At 46.6% G+C, this 22,822-nt stretch carries 26 protein-coding genes; 5 read left to right on the top strand and 21 right to left on the bottom strand.

Translation table 11 applies throughout. The annotated features are described in order from the left end of the window. Positions 1-16: 16 nt before the first annotated feature. From NZD89_RS28020 to NZD89_RS27970, 11 genes are all read right to left on the bottom strand, one after another. Positions 17-1,381 carry a hypothetical protein gene (locus NZD89_RS28020; RefSeq protein ID WP_268008767.1) on the bottom strand — a complete coding sequence of 455 codons (1,365 nt, stop codon included), beginning with the start codon at positions 1,379-1,381 and terminating at the stop codon, positions 17-19. A gap of 29 nt (positions 1,382-1,410) precedes the next feature. Next, positions 1,411-1,650: a hypothetical protein gene (locus NZD89_RS28015; protein ID WP_268008766.1), complete on the bottom strand. Its 240-nt coding sequence runs from the start codon at positions 1,648-1,650 to the stop codon at positions 1,411-1,413. A gap of 363 nt (positions 1,651-2,013) precedes the next feature. Beyond that, on the bottom strand, positions 2,014-2,502 hold the full coding sequence (locus tag NZD89_RS28010; protein WP_268008765.1) for a hypothetical protein: 489 nt from the start codon (positions 2,500-2,502) through the stop codon (positions 2,014-2,016). Next, positions 2,499-2,879, bottom strand: a complete 381-nt coding sequence (locus NZD89_RS28005; RefSeq protein ID WP_268008764.1) for a DUF4320 family protein — start codon at positions 2,877-2,879, stop codon at positions 2,499-2,501. Before NZD89_RS28005 ends, NZD89_RS28010 begins: the two co-directional genes overlap by 4 nt. 22 nt (positions 2,880-2,901) lie before the next feature. Next, positions 2,902-3,063 carry a hypothetical protein gene (locus NZD89_RS28000; protein WP_268008763.1) on the bottom strand — a complete coding sequence of 54 codons (162 nt, stop codon included), beginning with the start codon at positions 3,061-3,063 and terminating at the stop codon, positions 2,902-2,904. Between the two features lie 224 nt (positions 3,064-3,287). After that, entirely contained in the window at positions 3,288-4,142 is an 855-nt protein-coding gene (locus NZD89_RS27995) for a hypothetical protein (RefSeq protein ID WP_268008762.1), read from the bottom strand. A gap of 16 nt (positions 4,143-4,158) precedes the next feature. Then, positions 4,159-5,142, bottom strand: coding sequence for a hypothetical protein (locus NZD89_RS27990; RefSeq protein ID WP_268008761.1), 984 nt, complete (start codon positions 5,140-5,142; stop codon positions 4,159-4,161). 3 nt (positions 5,143-5,145) lie between these two features. Further along, positions 5,146-6,570, bottom strand: coding sequence for an ATPase, T2SS/T4P/T4SS family (locus NZD89_RS27985; protein ID WP_268008760.1), 1,425 nt, complete (start codon positions 6,568-6,570; stop codon positions 5,146-5,148). Between the two features lie 4 nt (positions 6,571-6,574). Further along, entirely contained in the window at positions 6,575-7,633 is a 1,059-nt protein-coding gene (locus NZD89_RS27980) for a CpaE/TadZ family protein (protein WP_268008759.1), read from the bottom strand. Between the two features lie 5 nt (positions 7,634-7,638). Next, positions 7,639-8,385 (bottom strand): CpaB family protein, encoded by a 747-nt coding sequence (locus NZD89_RS27975; RefSeq protein WP_268008758.1) that lies wholly within the window; start codon positions 8,383-8,385, stop codon positions 7,639-7,641. Next, entirely contained in the window at positions 8,382-9,815 is a 1,434-nt protein-coding gene (locus NZD89_RS27970; RefSeq protein WP_268008757.1) for a CpaE/TadZ family protein, read from the bottom strand. The genes NZD89_RS27975 and NZD89_RS27970 overlap by 4 nt, the downstream gene beginning before the upstream one ends. Positions 9,816-9,917: 102 nt before the next feature. Between NZD89_RS27970 and NZD89_RS27965 the strand changes: the two genes are divergently transcribed. Then, positions 9,918-10,220, top strand: coding sequence for a hypothetical protein (locus NZD89_RS27965; RefSeq protein WP_268008756.1), 303 nt, complete (start codon positions 9,918-9,920; stop codon positions 10,218-10,220). 8 nt (positions 10,221-10,228) lie between these two features. On the opposite strand, the gene NZD89_RS27960 is transcribed toward NZD89_RS27965, so the two are convergent. Together NZD89_RS27960 and NZD89_RS27955 are read right to left on the bottom strand one after the other, a co-directional pair. Beyond that, positions 10,229-10,963 carry a relaxase/mobilization nuclease domain-containing protein gene (locus NZD89_RS27960; RefSeq protein WP_268008755.1) on the bottom strand — a complete coding sequence of 245 codons (735 nt, stop codon included), beginning with the start codon at positions 10,961-10,963 and terminating at the stop codon, positions 10,229-10,231. 31 nt (positions 10,964-10,994) lie between these two features. Continuing rightward, the gene (locus NZD89_RS27955) at positions 10,995-11,390 is read right to left on the bottom strand and encodes a hypothetical protein (protein WP_268008754.1); all 396 of its coding nucleotides are present in this window, start codon (positions 11,388-11,390) and stop codon (positions 10,995-10,997) included. Positions 11,391-12,165: 775 nt separating this feature from the next. Here NZD89_RS27955 and istA point away from each other — a divergent pair. The 3 genes from istA (at position 12,166) to NZD89_RS27940 (ending at position 15,393) form a co-directional block, all read left to right on the top strand. After that, entirely contained in the window at positions 12,166-13,656 is a 1,491-nt protein-coding gene (gene istA, locus NZD89_RS27950) for an IS21 family transposase (protein WP_268005360.1), read from the top strand. Next, positions 13,643-14,383, top strand: a complete 741-nt coding sequence (gene istB, locus NZD89_RS27945; protein ID WP_268004193.1) for an IS21-like element helper ATPase IstB — start codon at positions 13,643-13,645, stop codon at positions 14,381-14,383. Before istA ends, istB begins: the two co-directional genes overlap by 14 nt. An 836-nt stretch (positions 14,384-15,219) precedes the next feature. Then, positions 15,220-15,393, top strand: a complete 174-nt coding sequence (locus NZD89_RS27940; RefSeq protein WP_268008753.1) for a hypothetical protein — start codon at positions 15,220-15,222, stop codon at positions 15,391-15,393. Between the two features lie 340 nt (positions 15,394-15,733). Here NZD89_RS27940 and NZD89_RS27935 read toward each other — a convergent pair whose 3' ends face one another. The 8 genes from NZD89_RS27935 to NZD89_RS27900 all read right to left on the bottom strand — a co-directional run bounded on the left by NZD89_RS27935 (position 15,734) and on the right by NZD89_RS27900 (position 21,829). Next, positions 15,734-15,955, bottom strand: a complete 222-nt coding sequence (locus NZD89_RS27935; protein ID WP_268008751.1) for a hypothetical protein — start codon at positions 15,953-15,955, stop codon at positions 15,734-15,736. A 183-nt stretch (positions 15,956-16,138) separates the two neighbouring features. Then, positions 16,139-16,966: a zincin-like metallopeptidase domain-containing protein gene (locus NZD89_RS27930; protein ID WP_268008750.1), complete on the bottom strand. Its 828-nt coding sequence runs from the start codon at positions 16,964-16,966 to the stop codon at positions 16,139-16,141. Between the two features lie 401 nt (positions 16,967-17,367). Beyond that, positions 17,368-18,210, bottom strand: coding sequence for an ATP-dependent DNA ligase (locus NZD89_RS27925; RefSeq protein ID WP_268008749.1), 843 nt, complete (start codon positions 18,208-18,210; stop codon positions 17,368-17,370). Then, positions 18,191-19,303 (bottom strand): hypothetical protein, encoded by a 1,113-nt coding sequence (locus NZD89_RS27920; RefSeq protein ID WP_268008748.1) that lies wholly within the window; start codon positions 19,301-19,303, stop codon positions 18,191-18,193. The genes NZD89_RS27925 and NZD89_RS27920 overlap by 20 nt, the downstream gene beginning before the upstream one ends. A 385-nt stretch (positions 19,304-19,688) precedes the next feature. Then, positions 19,689-20,546, bottom strand: coding sequence for a hypothetical protein (locus NZD89_RS27915; protein ID WP_268008747.1), 858 nt, complete (start codon positions 20,544-20,546; stop codon positions 19,689-19,691). Positions 20,547-20,594: 48 nt separating this feature from the next. After that, positions 20,595-21,086, bottom strand: a complete 492-nt coding sequence (locus tag NZD89_RS27910; RefSeq protein ID WP_268008746.1) for a hypothetical protein — start codon at positions 21,084-21,086, stop codon at positions 20,595-20,597. After that, a complete protein-coding gene (locus tag NZD89_RS27905; protein ID WP_268008745.1) occupies positions 21,087-21,245 on the bottom strand; it encodes a hypothetical protein in 159 nt (52 codons plus the stop codon). A 260-nt stretch (positions 21,246-21,505) separates the two neighbouring features. Beyond that, on the bottom strand, positions 21,506-21,829 hold the full coding sequence (locus tag NZD89_RS27900) for a DUF2958 domain-containing protein (protein WP_268008744.1): 324 nt from the start codon (positions 21,827-21,829) through the stop codon (positions 21,506-21,508). 353 nt (positions 21,830-22,182) lie between these two features. Between NZD89_RS27900 and NZD89_RS27895 the strand changes: the two genes are divergently transcribed. Continuing rightward, on the top strand, positions 22,183-22,395 hold the full coding sequence (locus NZD89_RS27895) for a helix-turn-helix domain-containing protein (RefSeq protein WP_268008743.1): 213 nt from the start codon (positions 22,183-22,185) through the stop codon (positions 22,393-22,395). The last annotated feature ends 427 nt before the right edge of the window (positions 22,396-22,822 follow it).

The following is a 22,822-nucleotide window of genomic DNA, read 5'->3' as shown; positions in this document are numbered from 1 at the left end:
GACTATCTCCTTTTGATTATCCGTTTGGAAATTGTAAGTTTGCGGTGTCATATGGCTTACCAAAGTTCAATTCTCCACTTGAATTGGTGTAATCGATCACTGTTCCCTGGGCTTCATAATTCAAAGAAGCCAAGCGAATACTTATTCCTGGCCCTTTATTTGTCACGGAAAGGGTGTTGCCACCGTGATACCCAGTACCACTTGTACCATGTGAATATCCCCAAGCATACGTTCCATCAACAACTTGCCACACCAAATTTCTACTTGAGGCGTCAGGAAGTTTAACGCTCAGCTCTGAACCAGATGGCTTAATTTCAAGTTGGTCATAATACGTGTCAATGTCCGTCATAAGCTGGTCATATTGCGACTGCGTAAAGGCTCCACTCGCGACGTTCTGCCAATTTTCATAGTTTGAATAAAAGGGGATATGTAACTCTACCCACCCATTACTCAGCGTTTTGTACCCGTTAACCCACCATTTAAGGTTGCTTATTATGGTCGTTGCGTTACTACTCGACACTAAGGAGCTGGATTGTGAAAGACTCGTACCTTGGAAAAGTCCGTTTATGTTGGCCCATGTAAAAGCATCCTGAGATGCCTCGTACTGTAAGGACCATGGACGGTAGCTTATGTCATTGTCATTGTTGTACGGGTGAGCATCGTACCCTTTAGAATTCGCTGCCCAGTCTTCTAGCCACGTTGCTACGTCGCCAGCTGTTGCTGGAACCGTGGAGCTTGGGGTAATGCCTGAATCAGAAATGCTTGGGTGACTGTTCACGTCCCAGCTCGCAGCATCTAGGACATTCCACATCGCGGTAGCCATAGATGATTGCGTTTCCTGAGAACCGGTCGCAGTTGTTGTGATGGTCCAAGTTGGCGTAGATGCACCGCCGTTCCATACATCCGTCCCACTGGTCAGGTCTAGAATCTGGTTGAGCAATTGTTGAACGTACCATATCGGCATGAATGTAGTTTGCACTCCGGAAGCTGGGTCAACGTCGACAATAGTCGGCGCATCCTCGATGACAGTACCGTTAACGGAGATTTTTGCCCCTGAACCACTTGAAAGTTCGCTTGGAGTCGCACTGGACACCGTAAGTGACCACGTATGTTCTTTACCATTCCAGACATCACTGGATGAGTCTATGCCGAGAACCTTATTGATGAGCTGCTGAACGTAGTAAATCGGCATGTACGTGGTCGCCGGTGAAGCACCAACAAACTTGTACTGAATAGAAAACACCTCGCCATTAAGAATGATCACAGATTTCTGCATGGAGTGAGCAGAAGTAGCCGCATGTGCGACAGCCGGTGAAGCGAACGTCACAGCAAACAAACCGCTGGATAAAACAACAAGAGTAGCAAAAGCTTTAATTTTCATTGCAAGACCTCCAATTTAGTTCTATTGATTTAGACGGTGGGTGGTTCGATGCCCAACTGAAGCATCCCAAGTCGACTGCATAATGTAGTTACTCTATCCCTTGACAGGTGGCTCCACTCAGAGAGTCTTGTGAGGCTTATAGGCTGTTCCACCGCAGCTAGCAACACATACATTCCAGCTTCTTCAGGACCAAGTTTTGCAAATACCTCTAAGACATTTCGAGTGTCGAGAAATACGTTCTCTTTCAATTCATTCCTGTTGATATCCATCAATTTTGCCTCCTAAAACCGCAACAGCCGGAGCGCCCCCAGATAAGCTCTGAGAGACGTCCGGCTGTCATTTACAAAAAAGGATGGACGTGGGTCTTGAGGCTATAAGCAAACCAAGCTAAAATAGCCTCAAGTCTCTCTCAGGTGAAGTCTGAGAGGGGCTAGGCTACCAAAGGTGTTACTAGCACTTTTGGTGGCCGTTTTTATGCCCGAACCGTGCGATTCAATTTAGTATATTATACCACGATACCCAAATTTTTGGCAGTTAAAACCGAACAAACGTACGGAATATTATCGACGATAATCGACATAATCGGTGCAAAGAAATAACCCCGCACCATCTCCGCACCCACTTCTATCTACTCAATCTCCGTCATAGCTTTGCACCACCGGAATGGTGATGGTAAAAGGTTGAACGTTAGACGTTAGACTTGGAATCGTAAACTGTACCTCATAAACGATACTAGGTTCTGTCAGAGTGACATTAAAACCCGAAGGGTCAGTGTAATTGTATGGGAAAGTTGCATTACTCCAATCAATAAACTGCTCCTTCAGAATTACTGGTGTATCCTTGAGAATTGTATTCGGTTGCGGAGATAACGTTATTGGGTCAAGTTGCAGGTTTTTGGCTAGGTCACCCCTAAACACCGCATCCGCAGCTTCTGTATCAAATATCGGCTCGCCGTTTGCAACGCTCGTAGGCTCAACTTGTTCTACTGCATCCTGAGTCGCAAACTGCATTGCATCCACGATCCGTTGGTACGCAAATTCCTGGTTGTTTGTATTCATTACCGTCTCGTGTGCAGTAAATTGTACTATAACTAAAAAAATCGCCATCATGACCCACTTCATGTCAAAATGGCCTCGCTATCTGCACTTGCTGTTGCCTTCAAAGTGACTTGATTCGTTGATGGACTCAATGAAAATAGATTAATGTGACTTGGTACAGATATGGATAAATCCAGCTCTTCACCACGTGTCATCGGCGTTGTGGTTCCGTTTATCGTAACCTCCCCTACTGAGAATCCTAGATGTTCCGCAACATTACTTTGAATATTGCTGAGGTCTGAGCTTGTGAAGTATCCTTTAATCTTCGCCTCGGAGATGGCCGTAGAAGCTACGGTTTGGAGATACTGCTCGCGCACCCCATTAATTTCATCCATATAGGGCTGATAGTTCCACGACAGCAACCCAAAATACAACAAGACGACGATAATAACATCTCGCACAAGCTCATCCCTCCTTCACTTCTTACTGCCCAGTCTGTGATTCTGAAGTTGTAATTTGCGATGAAGTATAATTTTGTACTGCACCCTGCTGACCACCAGACCACGAGTTATTGGCGGATACGCCCACTACTGCGGCCACCAAGAGCAGAATTCCGCCGATAATACCTGCTGCTACACCGTTCACTGCCTCACCCCCTTCATCGAGTAGCCAGATTCACAACATGTTGAATAGAATTGGCCCCACCTTGCCCTATGGTTGTACTCTGCCGACTTCCAAATTGAACGTTTGAGACAACAATTCCGGCAAATACAACCATTAACAGCATTCCGACGATTACTTGCTTCATTTTTATCATCCTACCATATTTTATTACCGTGTTCATTTTATAGCAAGTATATATTTACGGGTCAAGACATGCTTGATTGCATTAAATATTGACTATAAATCTGAATAACCATGTTAATGTCGTAACTGACGACAGTAAAACCAATGAGTGTCAAAGCTGTGCCTAATAGTGCCCGATTTTTCTTCATTGCTTTGAAAGTCTCGACACGGTCAGTACGAAATCCTTCCTGATTCTTTTTGAAGATGTCAATGGCAATCTGAGGGCCACCTTGTACGATATCAGATAGCATTTGAGCAAATAAAACCGACTGTTTGGTACCAATCTCATCACCAAATACACGCAGTGCTTCAAGGGGTTGATCAACCCAATTATTTAAAAGTTTAGTGAGGAAAATACGCAGCTCAGGTACCCTTGGAATCTGTCGTTCCAACATGTCGTTTACACTTCGTGGTGCATCCTGAAACGCTAAAATCTCTTGGTATACGAGCCGATAAAGCAAATACAAACTCCGATTTCGCTTCAAGGCTGCGGCCTTTTGAAAGGCTTGAAAGCCATAATACATCGGAAATGGCCTGCGATACTCCAAAGCAACCCACGACAGTACTGGCAACAAAATGAACATTGTATCGTGATCGAGCATACATCTAAGTATCCCTGTAACCAATAAAAGAGCAGTAAATAGCAAGCGAAAGTAGCTATAAACAGGCGCTCGAAAACTGAATCCCGCTTGTAGTAACAATGAATCCAACTTTTCATCGTTAAGTCGTTCTCTCGTGCGATGCCGCGCGACATTCCAGGAACTAGCAATACGGGTTCTGAACTTTGCCCGTTGGTATTCAGACTGCACTGTATAAAAGAAAATCGTAGCACTTGTAACGGTCCCTACAGCCACCATTAGGTACCCGATGTAGTCCATATTCCCCTATCCTCCATTACACATCCTGTTTCGGTTTGTAGAAAATAAGACCAATAATAAACGAGCCAACTGTGCAAACGACAGTAATCAAGAACCACCTAAAACCCTCTGGATTGTCGAACTGGTAGTAATAAATGTTGTGGGAAATCCGCATATAGAAAAACTGCATTAATGCTGGCCAGAAGAAGAATGGCACAATCGCAACCAGTAGACTGTCTGCACGGTCGAGTTTCTGATCCTTAAGGGCATCCTGTATTTCTTGCATCTCTGTGTGCATCGCTACAAGGCTATACTCCACATCGACTCCGTCCATAATGGCATGTTCAATGTCGTTAGCCATTTGAATTGCCCATGTAGTCCCGAGTTGAGCGACAAAACGTCTTAAGGCCAGGCGAGCTTCTTCAGGCGTTTCGTAATCACTAAGTCGATCCACCAAACGTCCATACGCTCGGCGGATTGGACCAGGAGGTAGCTTCTCAACGGTAGATGAGAGTGCGTGAATCATACTTTTGTGCTCTCGGCGGTAGGCCGGGATCAGTATGTTAATCGATTCGACAATCTCATAACTGTTATTGATACCGACATGATATCTCCTCACAAGAAGTACCAAATACGGTGCAAACAAAGCTAAAAGAGCCGGTAATAGTGCGTCGCCTACGCGATGAATGAGTACAAAAAATAGTATAAAACTCACACCAGCGACACTCGACGAGAACAGGAGAAAATTAGAGACTGTCTGCAATTTCCCTTTGAGCGTTGCATGCAGGACGTTTTCTAGGTGTACTGTGATCGATGAAAATATGTAACTCTCACTGGCTTTGGACTGCTGTGTACCAAATCCTCTACTCACTCGGAGCATCCGACGTTGATTAGCACCGTAGTAGGCGCGTCGAAATCCCCGGTATACACCGCTCCACGCTCCCTGAAACAGCATTACCGCACCCACAATTGCGCAGGTAAAAAGGATTAAACGAATGAGCACATCTAAAGCTGGAAACATGGATTACCCCCCAATCTGAACCGTTCGCACAGCTTGGCCAGTAAACGGGTACTTTTCTGCAAGGTGCTGAAACTCATTAAGGAACAGCTCCAGTACCTCTGGATAAGTGTCCTGAAGTCGCTCTGACATGTATAGCGGCATTTCGGAGTGAAATGTCCAGTTGTCTTTTGTACGGTTGTACTTCATCCAAGTAGTCACGCTAAATGACTTTGTTTCAGGCTCATATTCATAGGCGTAGACACCGGTAACGATTTTTCTTCCACTCGGGTCTTCCCACATAGTGATTGCTACATCAATAGCCTGAGCAGCGCGAACGTAGGCCGAATGATGGTTCCGATTTGGTTGGTCCTCAAGGAGTAAATCCGCAAACTCAAGCGGGATATTATACACGTATGGGCTGTGATAACTGCCAAGCCATCCATTACCGCGTTCCCTAGATTTCACGGCCAGGTCAGCCTCTCGGCTGCGGATTTCGGGAATCATAATATAGTGAGCATCTGCCCTTACAAAGGCCGGAAATAAATCGTCCATCTGATCAAGTTCCGTTTTAAGGGCAATGATATAGGCCGCTCTCTCTGGGAAATCACGTTTCATATGCGCTTCAAACGTACCGCCTTCCGCCGTCACAACACCGTATTGGGGGTTACGCGCACCGGCAATTACTTTGATCATGGTAGTTTTCCCACTACCACGGATTCCTGTAGTCAGTGTTGAAAGCATTAACTGACTTAAGTATTTGAACCATTGGACAGCATCAGATGGAATCGTACGCAATTCTGCTTCATGTTCAAATGTGTATTCCTTAAATAGATACTGTCTAAATATCAGGACATAGGTTTCGGATAGAGGTGGTTGAAAAATAGTGACACGCGTCCCATCATACATATCCACCTGTGTCCAATTATTTGTGACATCGAGCTGTTGGCTATTATCCTTAAGTGTGAGCGAACGGATTAGTTTCTCCACCTGCGTAATGGAGTCATACGCAAAGGGTTGTAGTACCTTCGTATTCCTCCCTTTTACACCGAATAGGATTTGAGTCCCGTTTACCAATGCTGACTCCGTCGGATTCGCAAACCACACACTCATAGGGCCAAAACCTAAATGATGCTGAAATAATGCCTCTTGGAGATTTGGGTAATAACTTGGGTACCTAGTGTTTTGGTATTGTGGACTATCCCTTAGAAACTCATGAATCATCTGAATAAAAAACTGTTTGGCTGCTGGTTCACCAATAATGGCCGCTTTTTTCCGTTCAAGATAGGCCATAGAACTTGTGTCGTTTTTATTCTCTAGATACTTCTTTAGCCCCTCAATCGCTTTACTGAAATTCACCTCACCCTTAGATGCAACACGCTTAGTCTGTTGTCTGCTGAGATATCGATTTGCAAGAAATGGCGCGACCGGTAATATCTCGTTCACTAACATACGCTCACCCCTTTACTACACTAAGATTGGACGAATTCACCGCCATAACAGCGGAACAAATGGAGTCAATCGCACGTTTAAATGGCTTCTCGTCCCAAAACGGTTTGAGACCATCTGCATTGGACTCTGCGAATAAGCTTATTCCCGGCAGGTCCGGAATCGATGCGATAGGTGTTATCTCAATTGATTTCGCGAAGGTTTGCATACTTTTACCACGAAGTTGGTTGCCAATAAGCATTAGATCAGTCTTATCGATCCCAAGAGGTCTTAGGACATAGTCGTATTGAGACTCAAATACCTGTTGTGTCACGATTGAATCATTGGCTACTACATAACGATGTGTTGCAAAGGATAGACCCTGAAGCGCTAATGGAGTATTGAGGATACTTCCCACATCGAGTAGGACAACATCAAAAATGGACCTTGCAAAATCAATGAGATAACTGATTTCCTCTACCTGATACTCAAGAGCACGTGTTTGATTACGCTCTCCAAGTAGGTAGCGAACCTTATGCGGATACTCCATCGAGTTTAAAAGCAAGTCCCGGTTTAATTTCTTCATTTGCAAAAATGAGTGGATGTTATCTAGATGATGATTATGGTCTTTTAACATCCAATGCCCTGGGTTATACGCATTTAGACCCAGCATTCCAACAGACTGGTTGTGTTCACTAGCAAGGCTGCGAGCAACTGACAAAGCGATCACGGTGGTCCCCAAACGCGGCTGTACGCCCCAAAACGCTAATACTGGCTTGGGATTTTCATTCGGTGATTCTTCTTGAAGATAGGAAATCAGCTTACTCGGTGTCACCAAATGAATGTTGTGAGCCGCAGCAAACGATGCGATAGTATGCGTGATCTCGTCGACAATATAGGTAATCTTAAATTCGGGCCGTGCCGATTTATACTCATAGACCTCAGTTTGGTCCACAGAATTAGAATCAACAAGAACGCGTTCATCAATTGCACTAGTCGGAAGTGCAGATAGTGTATGAACGACTTTTACATGAAACTGCTGTGTAAGCTCATTTAACAAGTCTTGTCGGAATCCAATCGCATACATATCAATTACCCCCGTATACCTGGGATGTTTTTATGGGTAGTGCCCCAAATAAAAAGCTTATACCCCTGCTGAATATACCCAGCCAATGTTTCTGCCTGTGCGTTGGTCATCTTAAGATCTAAATTGTTTGGCATTCCATTTGCATTATCACGACTTGTTGGTGTGGTCGAAGATGACGCGTCAGTTACTTCCTGGTTGTCACTTGTATGCACGTACAATACCGGAATGTTATCTAAAGATGAATTTGCGTTTTCAAGATCCTGTAGTGAATTAATGGGCTGATTATTCCCATTAGGATTTTTTCCATTTACATTAGGACTCACCGCGATGCTCGTTTGCGTAGGTGGTAAAGGCACGATTTTCACATAATCCCCTTGCCGAATTGTAGGCGACATTGCAGCGATCCACGATGATGTAATGGGTACGTCTTGTGTTCCAGGAGTTAAAGCTAATGGGTTTTGCTCAATATCAATAGAAGTAAATTGCTGGTTCTTTGACATGGTTTGCGTAGTATACATTCCCTCTAATTGCGTCGGATCTGTAATCGCATTTGGGGACACCTCGGTACGCTTCAATTGCAGGGCTATGAAGTCACTTGTATTGATTGGTGAATTCGCACCTAAGTTTTGACTCGCAACATACACGGTTTCATCGTTCAAATACGGAGACAAGAATTGGTTATATGCGATACTTCCAGGTCCTCCGATTGCGAATACTGCTGCGGCCACCGTGTACTTTACCCAAGTCTTCATTCTAACGACCTCCTTCGTTTAAAGAACGGGATTTTCAATGCCTTTCTTGGCTCATGCTCAATTAGTGAATCTGGCACAAACGGCGAAACAAGATGGTTGTTGAGGGGCGTCAAATCTTCAGTCGTTTCTTCATAACTGCTGATAAATGCACCATCCCACAAAGCCTTTTGTGCAATGTCAGGAGACAGATACGGTACCTTTATAGCTTTTGCAAACAACTTTGCTCCGCCTGAATCGTTATAGTTAACGTAGCGTGTCCACTTGTTTAAGACTGTAAGAACCTTGCCACCATGCTTTTGTACAAGAGCTTGATACTTCTCTCCTAGTTCAGATACCGATAAAAATGTAGGGTCACAGTCCAGGACACAAACGATCTGATCGGCCATACTAAACAGCAGTTCTTCAGTTGTAACTTGAGCACAATCTACGATAGTGATCGGACGTCTCATTTGCCGATAAACAAATTCGACTAGGCGCTCCTCATGCCCACCTAAATTGATGTGATTTGGCGGTAGAGGTACCAAACTTACACCCTGAACATCGATGGTCTGCCCAACCCCATCCTCTAACCAGTGCCGATACTTCTGAGCACGTTCATCAAGATTGAAGTACCCCCACATACGTGGTAACTGACCAGGATGCTCGATACAAGTGACGGACCCAGACGGAAGCCTCTCGGCAAAAAGGTGTGCCAAAGTTTGTGCTATTGTGGATGCTCCTGCACGAGGCCAAATACCGACCACCAAAATCAGACTGGAACGTAGCGTTGTATGTCGTTCTTCACGTATGTAAATTGGTTTTTCGACTAGTCGTTCAATAACTCGTTCAATGATTTGTGGTTCAGGTTTTACGGGTTCAGGTTCGACCGTCGGTGTTACCTCTAAAGTTGGCTCAGGTACTTGTTTGGTCGATTCTGGTTCCGTTACGCCATCCCTCTTCGGAGCTATTTCAGACAAGTTCTTGGGACGCCGCCGTTTTAATAACGGGTTTTCATGCTGCTCCATCACTCGGTTTGAGAAGTAGCTTGGAGTATCAATTCCCCTAGATACCGGCTCGTTTTCAGTTGGTTCTAAAACGGAAGGTTCTTGAGAAGTCGTATCTTGTTGTGAATCCACCGGCTCATTGACTTCATCAAGTCCCTCGACTACTCCGTTATCCATTACAGATATGTGTTCGGTTAACCATGCTTCGGCTTCAGCGAATTGTCCTGTAAAATCTGCAACAGGAACTCCCATGCGAGTAAGCAGCTGCTCGGCTTCCCGTACCCTCTGCCATTGTGGATCAAGTAACGCAGCCGTTGGACGAGTATTATCAACGATCCATGTCTGAAAACCAGTGAAATCAGGAATATACGGCGCAATATGACTAGCATCTACATTTTGAACGATTCGGTTATAAATGGCCTCATTGCGAATCAGTAACACTAGCATAGCTAAATACACCTTTCTTTCCAGACAGTTGTATTGTACCATATAACATAAAAATGCAGATAGTATTAAACTATACACCAGTAAAAAAAGCGGGGAATGTTTATGGCATCTCGAAAAACATGGATTATTACATTACCTGAGAAGTTAAAAGAAGAAGTGCGTGTCTTCGGTATTCGTAATGGATTAAAGATCTGGGAAACCGTAGACGAAGCAGTGGATAGCTATTTTGAAACTATCGCTGAAAAAGGAGAAACCGAACCAAAACTTTTCGAAATGGGACGGCAAGAGGATTGGTCTATCCAGATTGACCCAGAAAAGTACAAAAAACTTAAGCTTCTAGGGGTAGAAAACGACATTCCTGTTTACGACATAATCAATACAGCCCTGTATCGTCTCGTATTCTAAAACCCATTCTAACGGTCATGATTTTGTGTTGGGTTTTGACGTTGTTGTTGAATACGTGACGTTGCCCGCTTCGTTCTACGATGGCGATTTCTCTTATCCTTCATTTCTGACTTTATCCGGTCGTGATATGTATGGGCTAGTGAATTCAGGGAATGGGACATGTTTCGAGACGCAGGACGAACCTTTGCACGTTCTTGTACTCTTTGATCCCGTTCCTTGTTATGGTCGTGTTCAAAACCTGGCACTCGTCTTTCAATCTTTTCGAGAAATCTCTCCCGTAACCAAGGCAGGTCACTCTCCTTATCGATATACAGGCGACGAGCTTTCCCATCCTCTGTGACCCCAACACTCATGATACCTAGATGTACATGGGGATGACCCGAGTTTTCATGTACCGCACCGATCCACTCCAACTTCATACCTTTCCGTTCTTCCAAGTCGGACATCACTTCACGGGCAAGTTCCTTCAAGTTTGATCCACTATCCAGTAATGCTCGGTAGTCACTTTCATACATCGAGAGAATCATTGTATGCATTTTCACCGTGTTTTCGTGTTGAAGCGCAGGATGATTTTCAATCTTATTGAGGAATATCTCATAATCCGCCCCATGGTCGATATCACGGTTGAATAGTCCTCGTTCTTCCTCGTCCGTCTCACGGCTCCGAAAACCGATATACTTCACATTGTTACGTGCACTATCTATATCTTTTTTGTACCTGACTAAAACGATACTTCGAGCCATTTAAACCTACCTCACAAAATCTGGGCTGATATCATTTGAAGGCATCAAGTTTAAATGCCCTGTGTCGATTAAACAACGCTACTCCCTCTTGTCTTAACTCCTGGTAAATGTCTTGATACTTTTTGCCCTGATTTTCTTCGTAAGCAGCAATCGTCTCCAAAGTCTCACTCAGAATCATCGCAACATCCACACCAACAGCTGCGACCATGGAAGCAAGTCGACTCTCAAATTTTTGGAAACGATGTTCCATCGCTTTTTCAAAAATTTCCTCTGCCCTGTCACGTTGTTGAGATAAGCAGTAAAGTTTGATGGCTTCGGAAGCAATGTCGTTATAGCTGACTTTAACCCCTAGGCTCCGTCGGTTTTCTCTGTATTGCTTGAGCATTGCACTTGCTTCGGTCGTCAATTCAAAGGTGTGTTTTGCCAAAACAATCACATCCGTATTCCTGGGTTTGTCATATGGTTAATTGTAAAACCAGCTACTTATACCTGTCAAATCAATCATCTCTTAAAAAAACCAGCAAATTTAATAAGAAAAACCATATAAATAAGCCTTGCGCAGCAAGGCTTTTGAGATACAACTGGTGTCTCTTTATCCTGCACTACGTCTCACTTCGTGCCTCTGCGTTCCGCAGCCGGTGTCGAGAATTCCTCACGTGAGACCTGGGATGTCTTTACCAGGGCTCACGCGCTGGTGAGGGATTCCTACCTTGCGACGCCGGTTGTGGAACGCAACAAGAGGGACGATGTGAGACGTTGGACCGGGATTTGGGGGCGGCTGGGCGAGTTTCGAGAGCGTGTTTTCCGCGAACGAAACAACTTCCTCTAGAGCCCAGGCGTCCACAAATCCCGCTGGCTTGTCGGCTCTGGAGGTTCGCTGGAGGTTCGCTGGAGGTTCGCTGGAGGTTCGCTGGAGGTTCGCTGGAGGTTCGCTGGAGGTTCGCTGGAGGTTCGCTGAGGGGCGCCCGGTCACGGGCTCTCACCGGGAGTCACGGGCTCTCACCGGGAGTCACGGGTGTGTATGGTCAAATAAAAATGGAGGTTTCGATCATCAGAAATTCCCTGATCTAATCATTAAGAAATCCTTGCTGATGTCATCAGGAAATCCCTGATCTGATCTGGAAATTTCCCTGGTGTATCTCTCCTAATTGTGTCATTTGCTTCTTACAATCCTCTTTGTAGAAATGCGAGGAGGAGAAAGGATGACGATGAGTATGGAGCAGATTCACCGGATCAAGGAACTGCAACTCCAAGAGAAAGGAGCGTATCAGATTGCAAAGGAATTGGGGCTAGATCCCAAGACCGTTCGGAAATACATGAAGCAGGAGGACTTCTCCCCAAGGCTGCCTGTGCCAGTGTCTAAGCCATCCAAGTTGGATCCCTACAAACCAACCATTGATGCATGGCTTCTTCAAGATGCTAAAAATCGGTACAAGCAACGTCATACGGGGAAGCGAGTATATGACCGACTCGTGAAAAAGTTTCCGGAGTTCAACTGTTCGTACCCGACCGTGAACCGATACGTGACCGCATTTCGTCAACGCCAGCACCTTAGTAAGAAGGGCTATCTTGAACTTCAGTGGCATCCTGGAGAGGCTCAGGCTGATTTTGGTGAATGTGATGTGATTGTAAACGGCGTGCGACGCGTTACGAAGTATCTGGTGGTATCTTTCCCGCATAGCAATGCAGGATTTGTTCAGTGCTTTCTCGGTGAAACTGCTGAATGCTTATGCCAAGGATTAATGGACGTCTTTTATCATATTGAGGGTGTTCCGTCACGACTTGTGATTGACAATGCCACAGCAGCCGGCAGGCGAATTGGAGAGCTAGTTCGCCTTACACAGTTGTTTAAGCGATTCCAAGCCCATTTCGGATTTGAGATTACATTCTGCAATCCGAATAGCGGTCATGAAAAAGGAAATGTGGAGAACAAGGTTGGTTACGCTCGGAGAAATTACATGGTTCCCCTACCATCCAAAGTGTCATTGCATGAGTGGAACACTGAATTATTCGAACTATGCGATTTGGATAATAGCCGCGAGCACTACAAGAAAGGAGTACCTATCTGCGAGTTGTTTGAGAAGGACAAGGAAGCCATGCGAGCACTCCCAAACGCGCCGTTTGAATCTTGCCGATATGGGCATGTAAAGACCAACGGCTATGGCAAGTTCATACTTGATGGCAAGCACACTTATTCTTCCTCGCCGCTGTATGCAGACCGGGAGATTATTGTCCGGATCGGCGCACATTTCATTGAACCACTTGATGAAGCGGGTGACGTTATCTCTCGCCACGAAAGGGAGTTCGGTACAGAGCGGACAGACACAGTCGACTGGTTAACGATGCTAGATCAATTGATTGTAAAACCAGGAGCATGGCGAAACAGCCTGATGCGTAGCCAAATGTCCTACGAGGTTCGTGATTACATGGATGAGCAGGACAAGAGTGGGTTACGGCAAGCGTTACGCCTCATGAAGGATTTGTCTAACCAATATGGCTTGGACGTTGCGGTGACTTCGATACAGGAAGCAATTGTTCGCAAACGCACACAAGGCATTGAGGTCAATGCAGCAGTTGTTGCGGCTCGGATTGCTCACTACGGTCTGGATACGCCAGGGGAGCCTGGACCCGACATGAGCCAGTATGATGTTTTACTACCCGCATTCGGAGGTGAAGTGCATGGACCGCAGTGAGATACGACTAGAAATCTCACAATACTGCCGACAATTAATCCTGAGTCAGAATGCGGTACGGTTATGCGATTTAGAAGCTACGCCAAGACAGGAGGAGTTTCTACATAAGGTGTTCCGGGAGGAATTGGAGCACCGCGAGCGTCAGCGGAGAATTCGTTTATTTCAACGAGCTGCGTTCCCTGTACGAAAAACGCTGGAGGGGTACGAATTCAGTTCACTTCGCCTGCCCTCTACCTTGTCCCTGGATGAACTGACTTCGTGTCAGTTTGTCCAGGAGAAAAAGAACCTCGTTCTGTATGGTCCTGTCGGCACTGGTAAGACACACCTTGCCATTGCCTTAGGAACGAAAGCGTGTGAGATGGGAATTGTTACGAGGTTTTTCACCGCAGCATCCCTGGTGACACGACTGAGCGAGAGCAAACGCGCTGGATCTTTAGAACGCATAATGAAGGAACTAGAAAAGGCTCAGCTTGTGGTCATTGATGAGTGGGGTTACCTTCCGATGGACCGTGAAGAGGCGCAGCTATTATTTCAAGTGGTTGCAGCTAGTTACGAGAGACGAAGTTTGGTGATCACCACGAATCTGGAGTTCTCCAAATGGGGCGGTATTTTCACGGATGACCAGATGGCTGCTGCAATGATTGACCGTCTGGCGCACCATGGACAACTTGTTGTGTTTGAGGGAGAAAGCTACCGACTAAAACACGCATTGATGCGGCAAAAATGACCCAAACAGAACTGGAAATACACCAGGGAATTCTCGTGATAATACCAGGGGATTTTAGTTGATCACACCAGGGAAAAATCGATGATTACACCAAGGAAAAAGTGATGATAAAACCAGGGAAATCTTCTTGACAAAACACAAGTCACGGGCTCTCACCGGGAGTCACTGGCTCTCACCGGCGGTCACTGGCTCTCACCGGCGGTCACTGGCTCTCACCGGCGGTCACTGGCTCTCACCGGCGGTCACTGGCTCTCACCGGCGGTCACTGGCTCTCACCGGGGGTTACTGGCTCTCACCGGGGGTTACTGGCTCTCACCGGGGGTTACTGGCTCTCACCGGGGGTTACTGGCTCTCACCGGGGGTTACTGGCTCTCACCGGGGGTTACTGACGTCCGAAGGTGCCCGCTGACATCCCACGATTCGCTCTTGGTTTCGAAGCGCACCAAATCAACTAAAACTAGTATCATAAAGTACTATAAAATATTAAAACATAGTAACCAGCACAAAATTACAGGCGACAAAATACATCAAAAAAGCATTTAATAATATTACATGATATTTTATGATTTCAAACTAAATGACAGGACATAGGTTTGGCTACCAGGCTATCGCCTGCTTTTGATTGACACTGAGTGCTTAGGGTCGGCTTCTCCTTGCCCAGGCTACCACGTCCCCCCTCCTCTTAGAGGACCGTGCCTCCTTATCCTCCCTCGCTTCGCTCAGTCCGGTACCGGCACTCAAAACGGCCCTCTAAGTGAGCCTCTAGGACGTGGGTCTTTCGCCTTGGGCGAAGCCCCTACGGGACGCACTCAGTTTAAAGACAAGGATTTGAGAACATGGAACAAAATCCAGAAATCACAATCAAAGACGAGCTCGATGCATTATTGGAGTATCACCTTCAATTCGCTTCGAAAATAGAACATACTCCTGGGTGGGAAAATAGAGATATCTTACTGGTTGAAAAAGGAATTATTATGATGCTGGAGTTTGTATTAAATCGACTTAAATAGCCTAGGAGTGGAAAATCGGGGTCTGTTTGCTTTCAGACTTATTCATGAGCGCCCGACGCGTCTTTGATGTACGTGCGCTCCTCGGCCTGAGCTACATCGCATCCTGAAATAGGGGTAGTATCGAAATCTCATCGACGTGTGCCTGAATCACTCTCAATCGTGGATACCGATCAAGGATATCCAATATCTGACTCGCCATGACGACACACAGAGCATATTTTTCACCTGACACCAAATCGATTAGAGTAGCCTTTACATGATGGCATTCAGGGTAACTCTTGCATCCAAAATTGAATTTGATTCGTTGAATCTCCTTGATCACGAGGGTCACTCCCACCTTTCAAGCGGCGATTCGTATTTTCTCAAAACAGCTCAACAATTGATACACCATATCTGCGGCAATGGAATAAGCCAGTTCGGAACCTTTGCAGACAAGTTTCGCATCCGCTCCACCCAGTAGCCCATCGAGTGCTATCGCCTGGTCATGATTTAATTCCTCCCTAGCGCGGAGCTCCAAATACATGTTGCGAATCTGCTGCTCAATGTCCGGTGTCATGTTCATCACCTTTCCTTCTTTATACATTTATTATACGACGAATTCGTCGTATATGCAACATGAAAAACGCTTATATATCAAGGATTTTCATGCCTTGATGTTTAGCTTACACCAGTCCTCCGCCGATGTTTCCAGCGAATAAATTCACCATTTCAGTGATTGTGAATACCTCCTTTGTGGAGGTACCGCTCACGCGGTACGCTCCTGCGGTTGCGCCGTCGTGGAAAGAATCAGGTCAAGCACCTTCTCGATGTCACTCAGTGCTCTCATGACACCTTTGGTTGCTTCCTCCGGTTTCACTTTAGCGTAGTGTGCGACGTACTTTCGGGCGTTGGCTACATGTCCTTCGTATCCATACATCAGACAGAGGACCGCCGCGCACGTCTCGGCCACAATCTCTTGGAAGGGGTCCTGACCACCTTTAAGGGGCCGAATGCGGTTATGCGCTGCATGACTGAGCTCGTGAAAGAACGTCGAGGCGTCATGCGTTCTCAATACGATTTGTTCAAATGAACGATCCGGTGTTGAGAGATAGGAACCATATGCGCGCCCATCGCCTGCTGTGTACTTCACCGGAATGTCCCACGCCTCGGCCACATCCATCAGTGGGGGTAGCTGTTGTGGACTGTAATCCGGTTTGGTGACTTCGACCGGCTTGCCCTCGGTATCCTCGATGCGAAATACTGGAATGTCTTTAAATCCCGAAATGAATGTCCGCTTTACCTTCTCGCCGGTATCTTCATCAACGACTTCACGCGTATGTTTGCACGGTCCCGAGATATAGATCGCCTTCGCGCCCTTTTTCACCTTGCGGCCAACTTGCTCCCATTGCCGAAATCCCCGTGCGTCCTCCGTCAAACCAAGAAGCATCAAAATCTGATTCGCCAAGCTCCAACTATCGCAAGGCCGCTCACCTTTTTGACGCGCCAGTGTCGTATGTTTAATAACCTCCGGCATGTCACCTGTCTCCCACATCACCAGAAGTTTTTGTACTGCTTCATCGATTCGCTTTCCCATCTTTTCCATCTCTCCAGTTCGTCTCGTGTAAGCCTTGGGTGGCTTCGCCCTAGGCTCAAAATCATTGGCCTAGAGGCTCCAGGCAAAGGGGTAAGTGCCGGTACCGGACTGAGCGCAGCGAGGGAGGATAAGGAGGCACGGCCCTTTGTTTGGAGGGGGGCCGATGATAGCCTAGGCAAGGCGAAGCCGTAACCCAGCACGAGACGATAAAAAACCCCAGGCCAAAGGCATGGGGTATCCACTTTGCTGTTCTCTTTTCAGTTCATGCTTTTCCACCAGTCCGGGACCCGTGGTGAGCGCGCAGCGCTTATGAGCGTTAAGCCGAGATCCACTTTCGAGTGCTCTGCTCGAAAGTTAGCTCGGTAGCGAAAACGGGTGGGCGTCCGGTGGCCAAAGTGGTTCTAGATGATGAATTTCTCGAATGACGGAATGCGAAGTTTTCCCTTAGAAGTCCGATCCAAGAATTTCACCTGGGCGCGTAAACTCGGCCTAACCCACTGAATCCCCTTCGACTCTAACGTGTGAAGCTGTGGAACAATCCGAAGAAATGCCGTTTTTTCTTCCTGTCGAAAGCCGTACTCTACAGAACCAAGCAGGACTAGCTTCCCTTCGCAGTCAACGTCCCCAACAATCAAGCGGAATGGCGATCGTTGGTAACCAAGAATCGATACGTCCGCATATGTCCAATGCTTTATCTTCAACCACATATCAGATCGCGTCTCTAGGCGGTACGCGCTCTTAGGTAACCGTTTGGCTACAATCCCTTCCCAACCAAGTGCTTTGGTCTGTTCCCACAAAGAAATGCCTTCACCCTCCACAAACGGAACGATGGACATGTGAGGACCAGGCAACACGATGTCGTGAAGGATGGTTTTGCGTTGCAGTAAATCTAGAGACATACAGCTCTCACCATCACGATAGAGCACGTCGAAGACAAAGAACGTAGCAGGATGCTCCTGTAAAGCACGAACGATTTTGTTCGGGTTATTAAGCCGAGCGCGAGAATCAAACCGCTCAAACCAAAACCGGTTGTCGGAAAAACAGGCACCTTCCCCATCGAGGATAACTTCATCAGACGAGATGAGAGAGGCAAGAGACTGAAATTCAGGAAATTGCTTCGTGACGACGTTCCCATTCCTGGTGTAGACCTCAATACGTGAACCTTGTTTATGAAGAAGTAAACGCCAGCCATCAGCCTTCGGCTCAAACAAGTAACGAGTCGAATCAAACGGCTCCTTTCGCATACCTAGTAACATGGGCTTTAGCGGTGTAAACAGCATATCCATCACCAACTAAATTCTTACATACGAACACTAAGCAAGCGATAGTGGATTGCTGGGAAGGTCTACGGTCTTTAGCCTTGGCAACACTCCATCTACGTGATTCAAAAGTTCCGTTGTGAGCTGGAGCAACAACCAGGTAGTTAGGTCGCTCGAACACAGCTCGATATAGATATCGATTGGTTGTATCGAAGTAAAGGCCGCTGGTCGGTACTTCAAACGGAGTATCCTGCACAACTTCGTACCGCGATGAAAGAATAAACGGCTCCCAACTGCTCTTCCCTGCACTACTTTCATGTTGTAAATGTAACTCTTGGTCAACCTCAATAATGCGAGCGTAACAGCGTTCCTCCGTATCGTATACGACTGTGCCAACAGACAATTCAGGTGGCATGGCCTCGACTAATGGGTGAAGTACCTCGATGGACGTCTCTTTTCGTTCAGTAGCCTGGTGAAATGCCCGATAGCCATCCCGATACTCCTCGACCGACAATAAAAAGCGATTTACCTTCTCAAAGCCGGTAACCATTCTCATGATGCGATATTTCGTGCCCTTTTCATCGATGTAATCCATTCCGTAGTCGTAAGACTCAACAAGGTGGTTCTGGTACAAGCACACTAGAAATTCCATGTCACGATACGTCTTTTTATAGAGCGGTGTAAGTTGAGAACGTTCAATTTTACGGATCAGTTGTGTCCGTTGTTCATACGTTCCCGATTTTGTATAGACACCCTCCGGCTGGTCGTCTGAAAGCTCAAAACCAAAAAATAACCCCTTTAATACGGCAATGATGCTTTGCCGACGGCTTTCCCCAATGGTCGCACTCCCCCGACATGCAAGATGGGTAAAATACCCCTTCCCAGTCTCAACACACCAACCTCCAGATAGTGTGACTTTTACCCACTTGATACCCGGAACAGTGACTTCAAGCTCAAGCGCGAATGTGGTCAAGTTACCTGTGGTTGAAACTGAGTAAGGCACCAGCTCTGCCTTAAACTCATTCACGATTCCTTCAACAAAGTAGAGCGTTTGAAATAGAGCTGAGTTGGTTTGCATGGGTTCATTTCTCCTTTAGTTGTCGAGTGTGTCCCGCATGGGGCTTCGCCCAAGGCGAATAACCGACGTCCCAGAGGCTCACTTAGAGGGCCGGTTTGAGTGCCGGTACCGGACTGAGCGAAGCGAGGGAGGATAAGGAGGCACGGTCCTCTAAGAGGAGGGGGGACGTGGTAGCCTGGGCAAGGCGAAGCCTGATCTAAACACTCGACATCAAAAGGCCCATGCTCTAGGCATGGGGCTACCTTTTGGGTTTCGCTTCTCTCGCTGTTCGTGACATGTGCAACCGAAGTAAGGAATATACTGTGTTCATCCATGGCTCACGACTTGTGGCTTCTCAGATAAAAACCGCCTTTCTAGGCGGTTTTCATCTTTTCGATGGTTTTCATTATGCTCCAAGTTGGATTTGTAACGCCTCTTCTTCAACCCAGACTCTTGCAGGGGAAGATTCACCGAACTTCCAACCGAAACTCTCTCTTCCGCGCATGACCATGAACGTAAACAACTCTGTTGCTGTGCGACATTCTGTAAAAAACGCCTGATACAAAGGTCGCCAGTAGGTCATATCCTGTTGTGCAACCCCAGCAACATAGTGATCCTTCTTTCCCCCCTCTGTCCATCGAAGCTTCATAAGCTCCTCTCTCCAGAGGTCTTTTGGCTTCCAAAATACGCTTTCCACGTACTGTTGAACCTGCTTCGTCAGTTTGGGTGGAATGTCTACCGGACAACTCCAGTCCTTACGAGCTGCCAGAAACTCATCGAGGGTCGTGACTGCAACAATCGCTTTGTCCCACGCTTCACGCATCAATGGAGAGTATTCAGCACTCAAGTATGGGTACTCGTTCTGAAATTGTTGATAGGTCGCAATTCGATTTTTGAGTGGAACCGTGGCCAGTCGTGCGCGTAACCTTTCCTCGATGTCGTCTTTGCTCGGCGCTCGGTAGCCATCATCATGCCCCTTATACATCCACTCATGCAAAAATGGGTCAAAGTGACGGAACCCTGTACCCGTATCAAGCCAGTGGTAGTTCTTCAAGTCCTCTCGGTCGCACCACCAACCCTTTGCGGCGAGTCTGCCTTCAAAGTCCAACCCATTCCCCCACTTCACATAGAAGATGTCCCCTATTCGGAAGTCCTTCGGGTCAATGCGCGATGCCTGACTCTTTTGCTCCCACTCATTCCGATCCGCGATGTCAAATAGGTCTAGTTGTTGGAACGCTACGGGCATCCATAGGTCTTTTGCCATTTCTATTCTCCTTCAAGGGGCAAGGGAATCCTTGCCCCACCGCTTGAATCAGGCTTCAAATACGTCAGGTAAACAGTCATCGATGATTACCCATCCCTCAGCTACTGAACGTTCTTCCAGTGTCTTCATCGCTGTGCTTCGGACAAAGCGCTCCACGTTCTCAGGTGTCGCCTCGATGCTTCTTTGCTTGAGCGCCACTTCTATGTCTTCACGGTGCCATCGAATGATCGCAACTGGTGCGGCCAATCTCGCCTGTTCCATCTCCTCGGGATACTGTTCCTTGATGCATTTCAGCAGGAAATAATCGACCGCATGATAGTAACCATCGAGGTACTTGTTTTGAGACTGCCTGTACTGCTCCCCGTATTTCTCGTTGAACACGCTGGCACAAGCTGAAATAAACGCTGTCAGTTCGACGCTGGACATATCTCTCGGCAGGATGTGACGCTCTTGAAGAGACTGAACCTCCCTCGCCATCTCAACAATGGTTTTAAGGAGAAACTGACATGTTACAGATTTATCAAGGGTTGCGGTGCTCATTTAGGCGATCTCCTCTCGGTTTTGCGATCCGTCCGTCACTGCTTCGATATCTTCCCGATGAAGGGGGAACTGGGTGGCCAGTGTCCCCTTCATGTACAGCTCCACAATCTTGTCGAGAAGTGCTGACTCGTGCAGTTGCGTTAACTGTGACGCCCTCATCGAGCGGCGTTCCTTGAAAGGTGTTTATCATCATTGATCCGCTTGTAATCGCTAAGGATGTCCTCCACGCGGTTAATTCCGTACCAGACGGCGAAAAAAAGTAACAACCCGATAAGCCCCAGAATTTTGAATGTCATCTATAATCGCTCCGTTTCTTGACGAGATAAAGGTCGTGATATACACTTACCGCAACAATGTTTTCTAGAGGGCGGACTCTCCGGTGCAACGGAGAGTCCTTTTCGTTTGTCTTGACGCTTTTCTTACTGCTCAAGGTCAAGTTCACCAAAACGCTTTTTCTCAAAATGAAGGTCACGCTCTATGCGTGGGATACCGCCTAGGTACCGTTGTTGCTCAAGCTCTTTGAGAGTGAAATACCCCCATTCGCTGTTCCAGTCGCCAGTGTGGACGTATCCGAAGAACAAAACATCCCCAAATTCCAGTTTCTGAGCTTCCACCACATACCACGTTAGGCTCGACCCAAGCGCAAAGAACTTCGCTACCACCTCTTTGTCTTCGCTTTCTACCTCCTCCGTCGCGTACAAATCAGGTGTGATTTCTGCAAGTGAAGCTGGCCACAATTCCACTGTTTCTACCTCCCATGTTCGTAATCTCTTACAAACCAATTATACCACGAATTCGTTGTATTTAAAAGCTAAAAAATCTTTATATACCAAGGAAAATCTCGATTTCAACACGATGAAAACGCGGTGTCAATGGGTCGTGGAATAGCGCAGGCGTAGCCGAGCATATGCCGCGAAAGTCCATTGACAGCGAAGAACGGACAAACCCTTTTAACCAGAGGGAAAGACCCTATTTTGGGGCTTTCCCTCCTAACTGCCCAATGGAGACTATTGCCGTGGATAGAACTTCCGGTTTCAGCAGCGTGTACACCGAACGAATTCGTGGTATGATAAGTTTCAAGATTGGGGAGTGAACTATGAAAAAACATCAGTGTTTACATGAGGTTTTGACCATCACTGAAGCAGCAAAGATGTGGGATAAAGGAGTCAGTACTTTACGTCACCGGATGCTTGACGAGCGTTTCCCGAAAGACGGATATCGTAAGAGCGGTGCCACCGTCCTGGTCACCCGTTCGGCGATGACAGAGGTATATGGACCGCCCAAAGTAGAGAACGACGAGGATCATTAAGGGCGCATGTCCAATTGACATACGCCCTCTCTCCCTACATTGCCGGTCATTCCATCGAGCATCATTACTTCACTGAAGGACTTCACCTGCCACTACTTCTACTCTCTTTATAGAGCTGTACTACCAACAAATTTCGAATAGGCGCCTAAACAACGGTGCGGCCCTTAAACGTCGCCGCCCTAATAATTGAAATCATAAAATACAATAATGTATAAGATTATATTTTATGATATTATTTCATATCAATTCCCCACCTCACTTACTCATAATGATCGCAACAATATTCGCAATCAGTTCCATCGTTGACATGCCTTTCGCTGCTGCCTCTTGATACATACGTTCATACACCTGTTGTTGAAGCGGTTAACGGTAGACTACAATCCTTAATTGATACAGGATTGCATGTAGTCTCTGTAGAATGATCCAT

The organism is Alicyclobacillus fastidiosus (genome assembly GCF_026651875.1).
Classification (GTDB): Bacteria; Bacillota; Bacilli; order Alicyclobacillales; family Alicyclobacillaceae; genus Alicyclobacillus; species Alicyclobacillus fastidiosus.
This window is presented reverse-complemented; position numbering and strand designations above follow the sequence as displayed.

Bases quoted from the DNA above. Each gene is read 5' to 3' on its own strand.
- NZD89_RS28020 (WP_268008767.1), bottom strand. From the start codon at position 1,381: ATGAAAATTAAAGCTTTTGCTACTCTTGTTGTTTTATCCAGCGGTTTG.
- NZD89_RS28015 (WP_268008766.1), bottom strand. From the start codon at position 1,650: ATGGATATCAACAGGAATGAATTGAAAGAGAACGTATTTCTCGACACT.
- NZD89_RS28010 (WP_268008765.1), bottom strand. From the start codon at position 2,502: ATGAAGTGGGTCATGATGGCGATTTTTTTAGTTATAGTACAATTTACT.
- NZD89_RS27995 (WP_268008762.1), bottom strand. From the start codon at position 4,142: ATGGACTACATCGGGTACCTAATGGTGGCTGTAGGGACCGTTACAAGT.
- NZD89_RS27990 (WP_268008761.1), bottom strand. From the start codon at position 5,142: ATGTTTCCAGCTTTAGATGTGCTCATTCGTTTAATCCTTTTTACCTGC.
- NZD89_RS27985 (WP_268008760.1), bottom strand. From the start codon at position 6,570: ATGTTAGTGAACGAGATATTACCGGTCGCGCCATTTCTTGCAAATCGA.
- NZD89_RS27980 (WP_268008759.1), bottom strand. From the start codon at position 7,633: ATGTATGCGATTGGATTCCGACAAGACTTGTTAAATGAGCTTACACAG.
- NZD89_RS27975 (WP_268008758.1), bottom strand. From the start codon at position 8,385: ATGAAGACTTGGGTAAAGTACACGGTGGCCGCAGCAGTATTCGCAATC.
- NZD89_RS27970 (WP_268008757.1), bottom strand. From the start codon at position 9,815: ATGCTAGTGTTACTGATTCGCAATGAGGCCATTTATAACCGAATCGTT.
- NZD89_RS27965 (WP_268008756.1), top strand. From the start codon at position 9,918: ATGGCATCTCGAAAAACATGGATTATTACATTACCTGAGAAGTTAAAA.
- NZD89_RS27960 (WP_268008755.1), bottom strand. From the start codon at position 10,963: ATGGCTCGAAGTATCGTTTTAGTCAGGTACAAAAAAGATATAGATAGT.
- istA (WP_268005360.1), top strand. From the start codon at position 12,166: ATGACGATGAGTATGGAGCAGATTCACCGGATCAAGGAACTGCAACTC.
- istB (WP_268004193.1), top strand. From the start codon at position 13,643: ATGGACCGCAGTGAGATACGACTAGAAATCTCACAATACTGCCGACAA.
- NZD89_RS27940 (WP_268008753.1), top strand. From the start codon at position 15,220: ATGGAACAAAATCCAGAAATCACAATCAAAGACGAGCTCGATGCATTA.
- NZD89_RS27935 (WP_268008751.1), bottom strand. From the start codon at position 15,955: ATGAACATGACACCGGACATTGAGCAGCAGATTCGCAACATGTATTTG.
- NZD89_RS27930 (WP_268008750.1), bottom strand. From the start codon at position 16,966: ATGGGAAAGCGAATCGATGAAGCAGTACAAAAACTTCTGGTGATGTGG.
- NZD89_RS27925 (WP_268008749.1), bottom strand. From the start codon at position 18,210: ATGCGAAAGGAGCCGTTTGATTCGACTCGTTACTTGTTTGAGCCGAAG.
- NZD89_RS27920 (WP_268008748.1), bottom strand. From the start codon at position 19,303: ATGCAAACCAACTCAGCTCTATTTCAAACGCTCTACTTTGTTGAAGGA.
- NZD89_RS27915 (WP_268008747.1), bottom strand. From the start codon at position 20,546: ATGGCAAAAGACCTATGGATGCCCGTAGCGTTCCAACAACTAGACCTA.
- NZD89_RS27910 (WP_268008746.1), bottom strand. From the start codon at position 21,086: ATGAGCACCGCAACCCTTGATAAATCTGTAACATGTCAGTTTCTCCTT.
- NZD89_RS27905 (WP_268008745.1), bottom strand. From the start codon at position 21,245: ATGAGGGCGTCACAGTTAACGCAACTGCACGAGTCAGCACTTCTCGAC.
- NZD89_RS27895 (WP_268008743.1), top strand. From the start codon at position 22,183: ATGAAAAAACATCAGTGTTTACATGAGGTTTTGACCATCACTGAAGCA.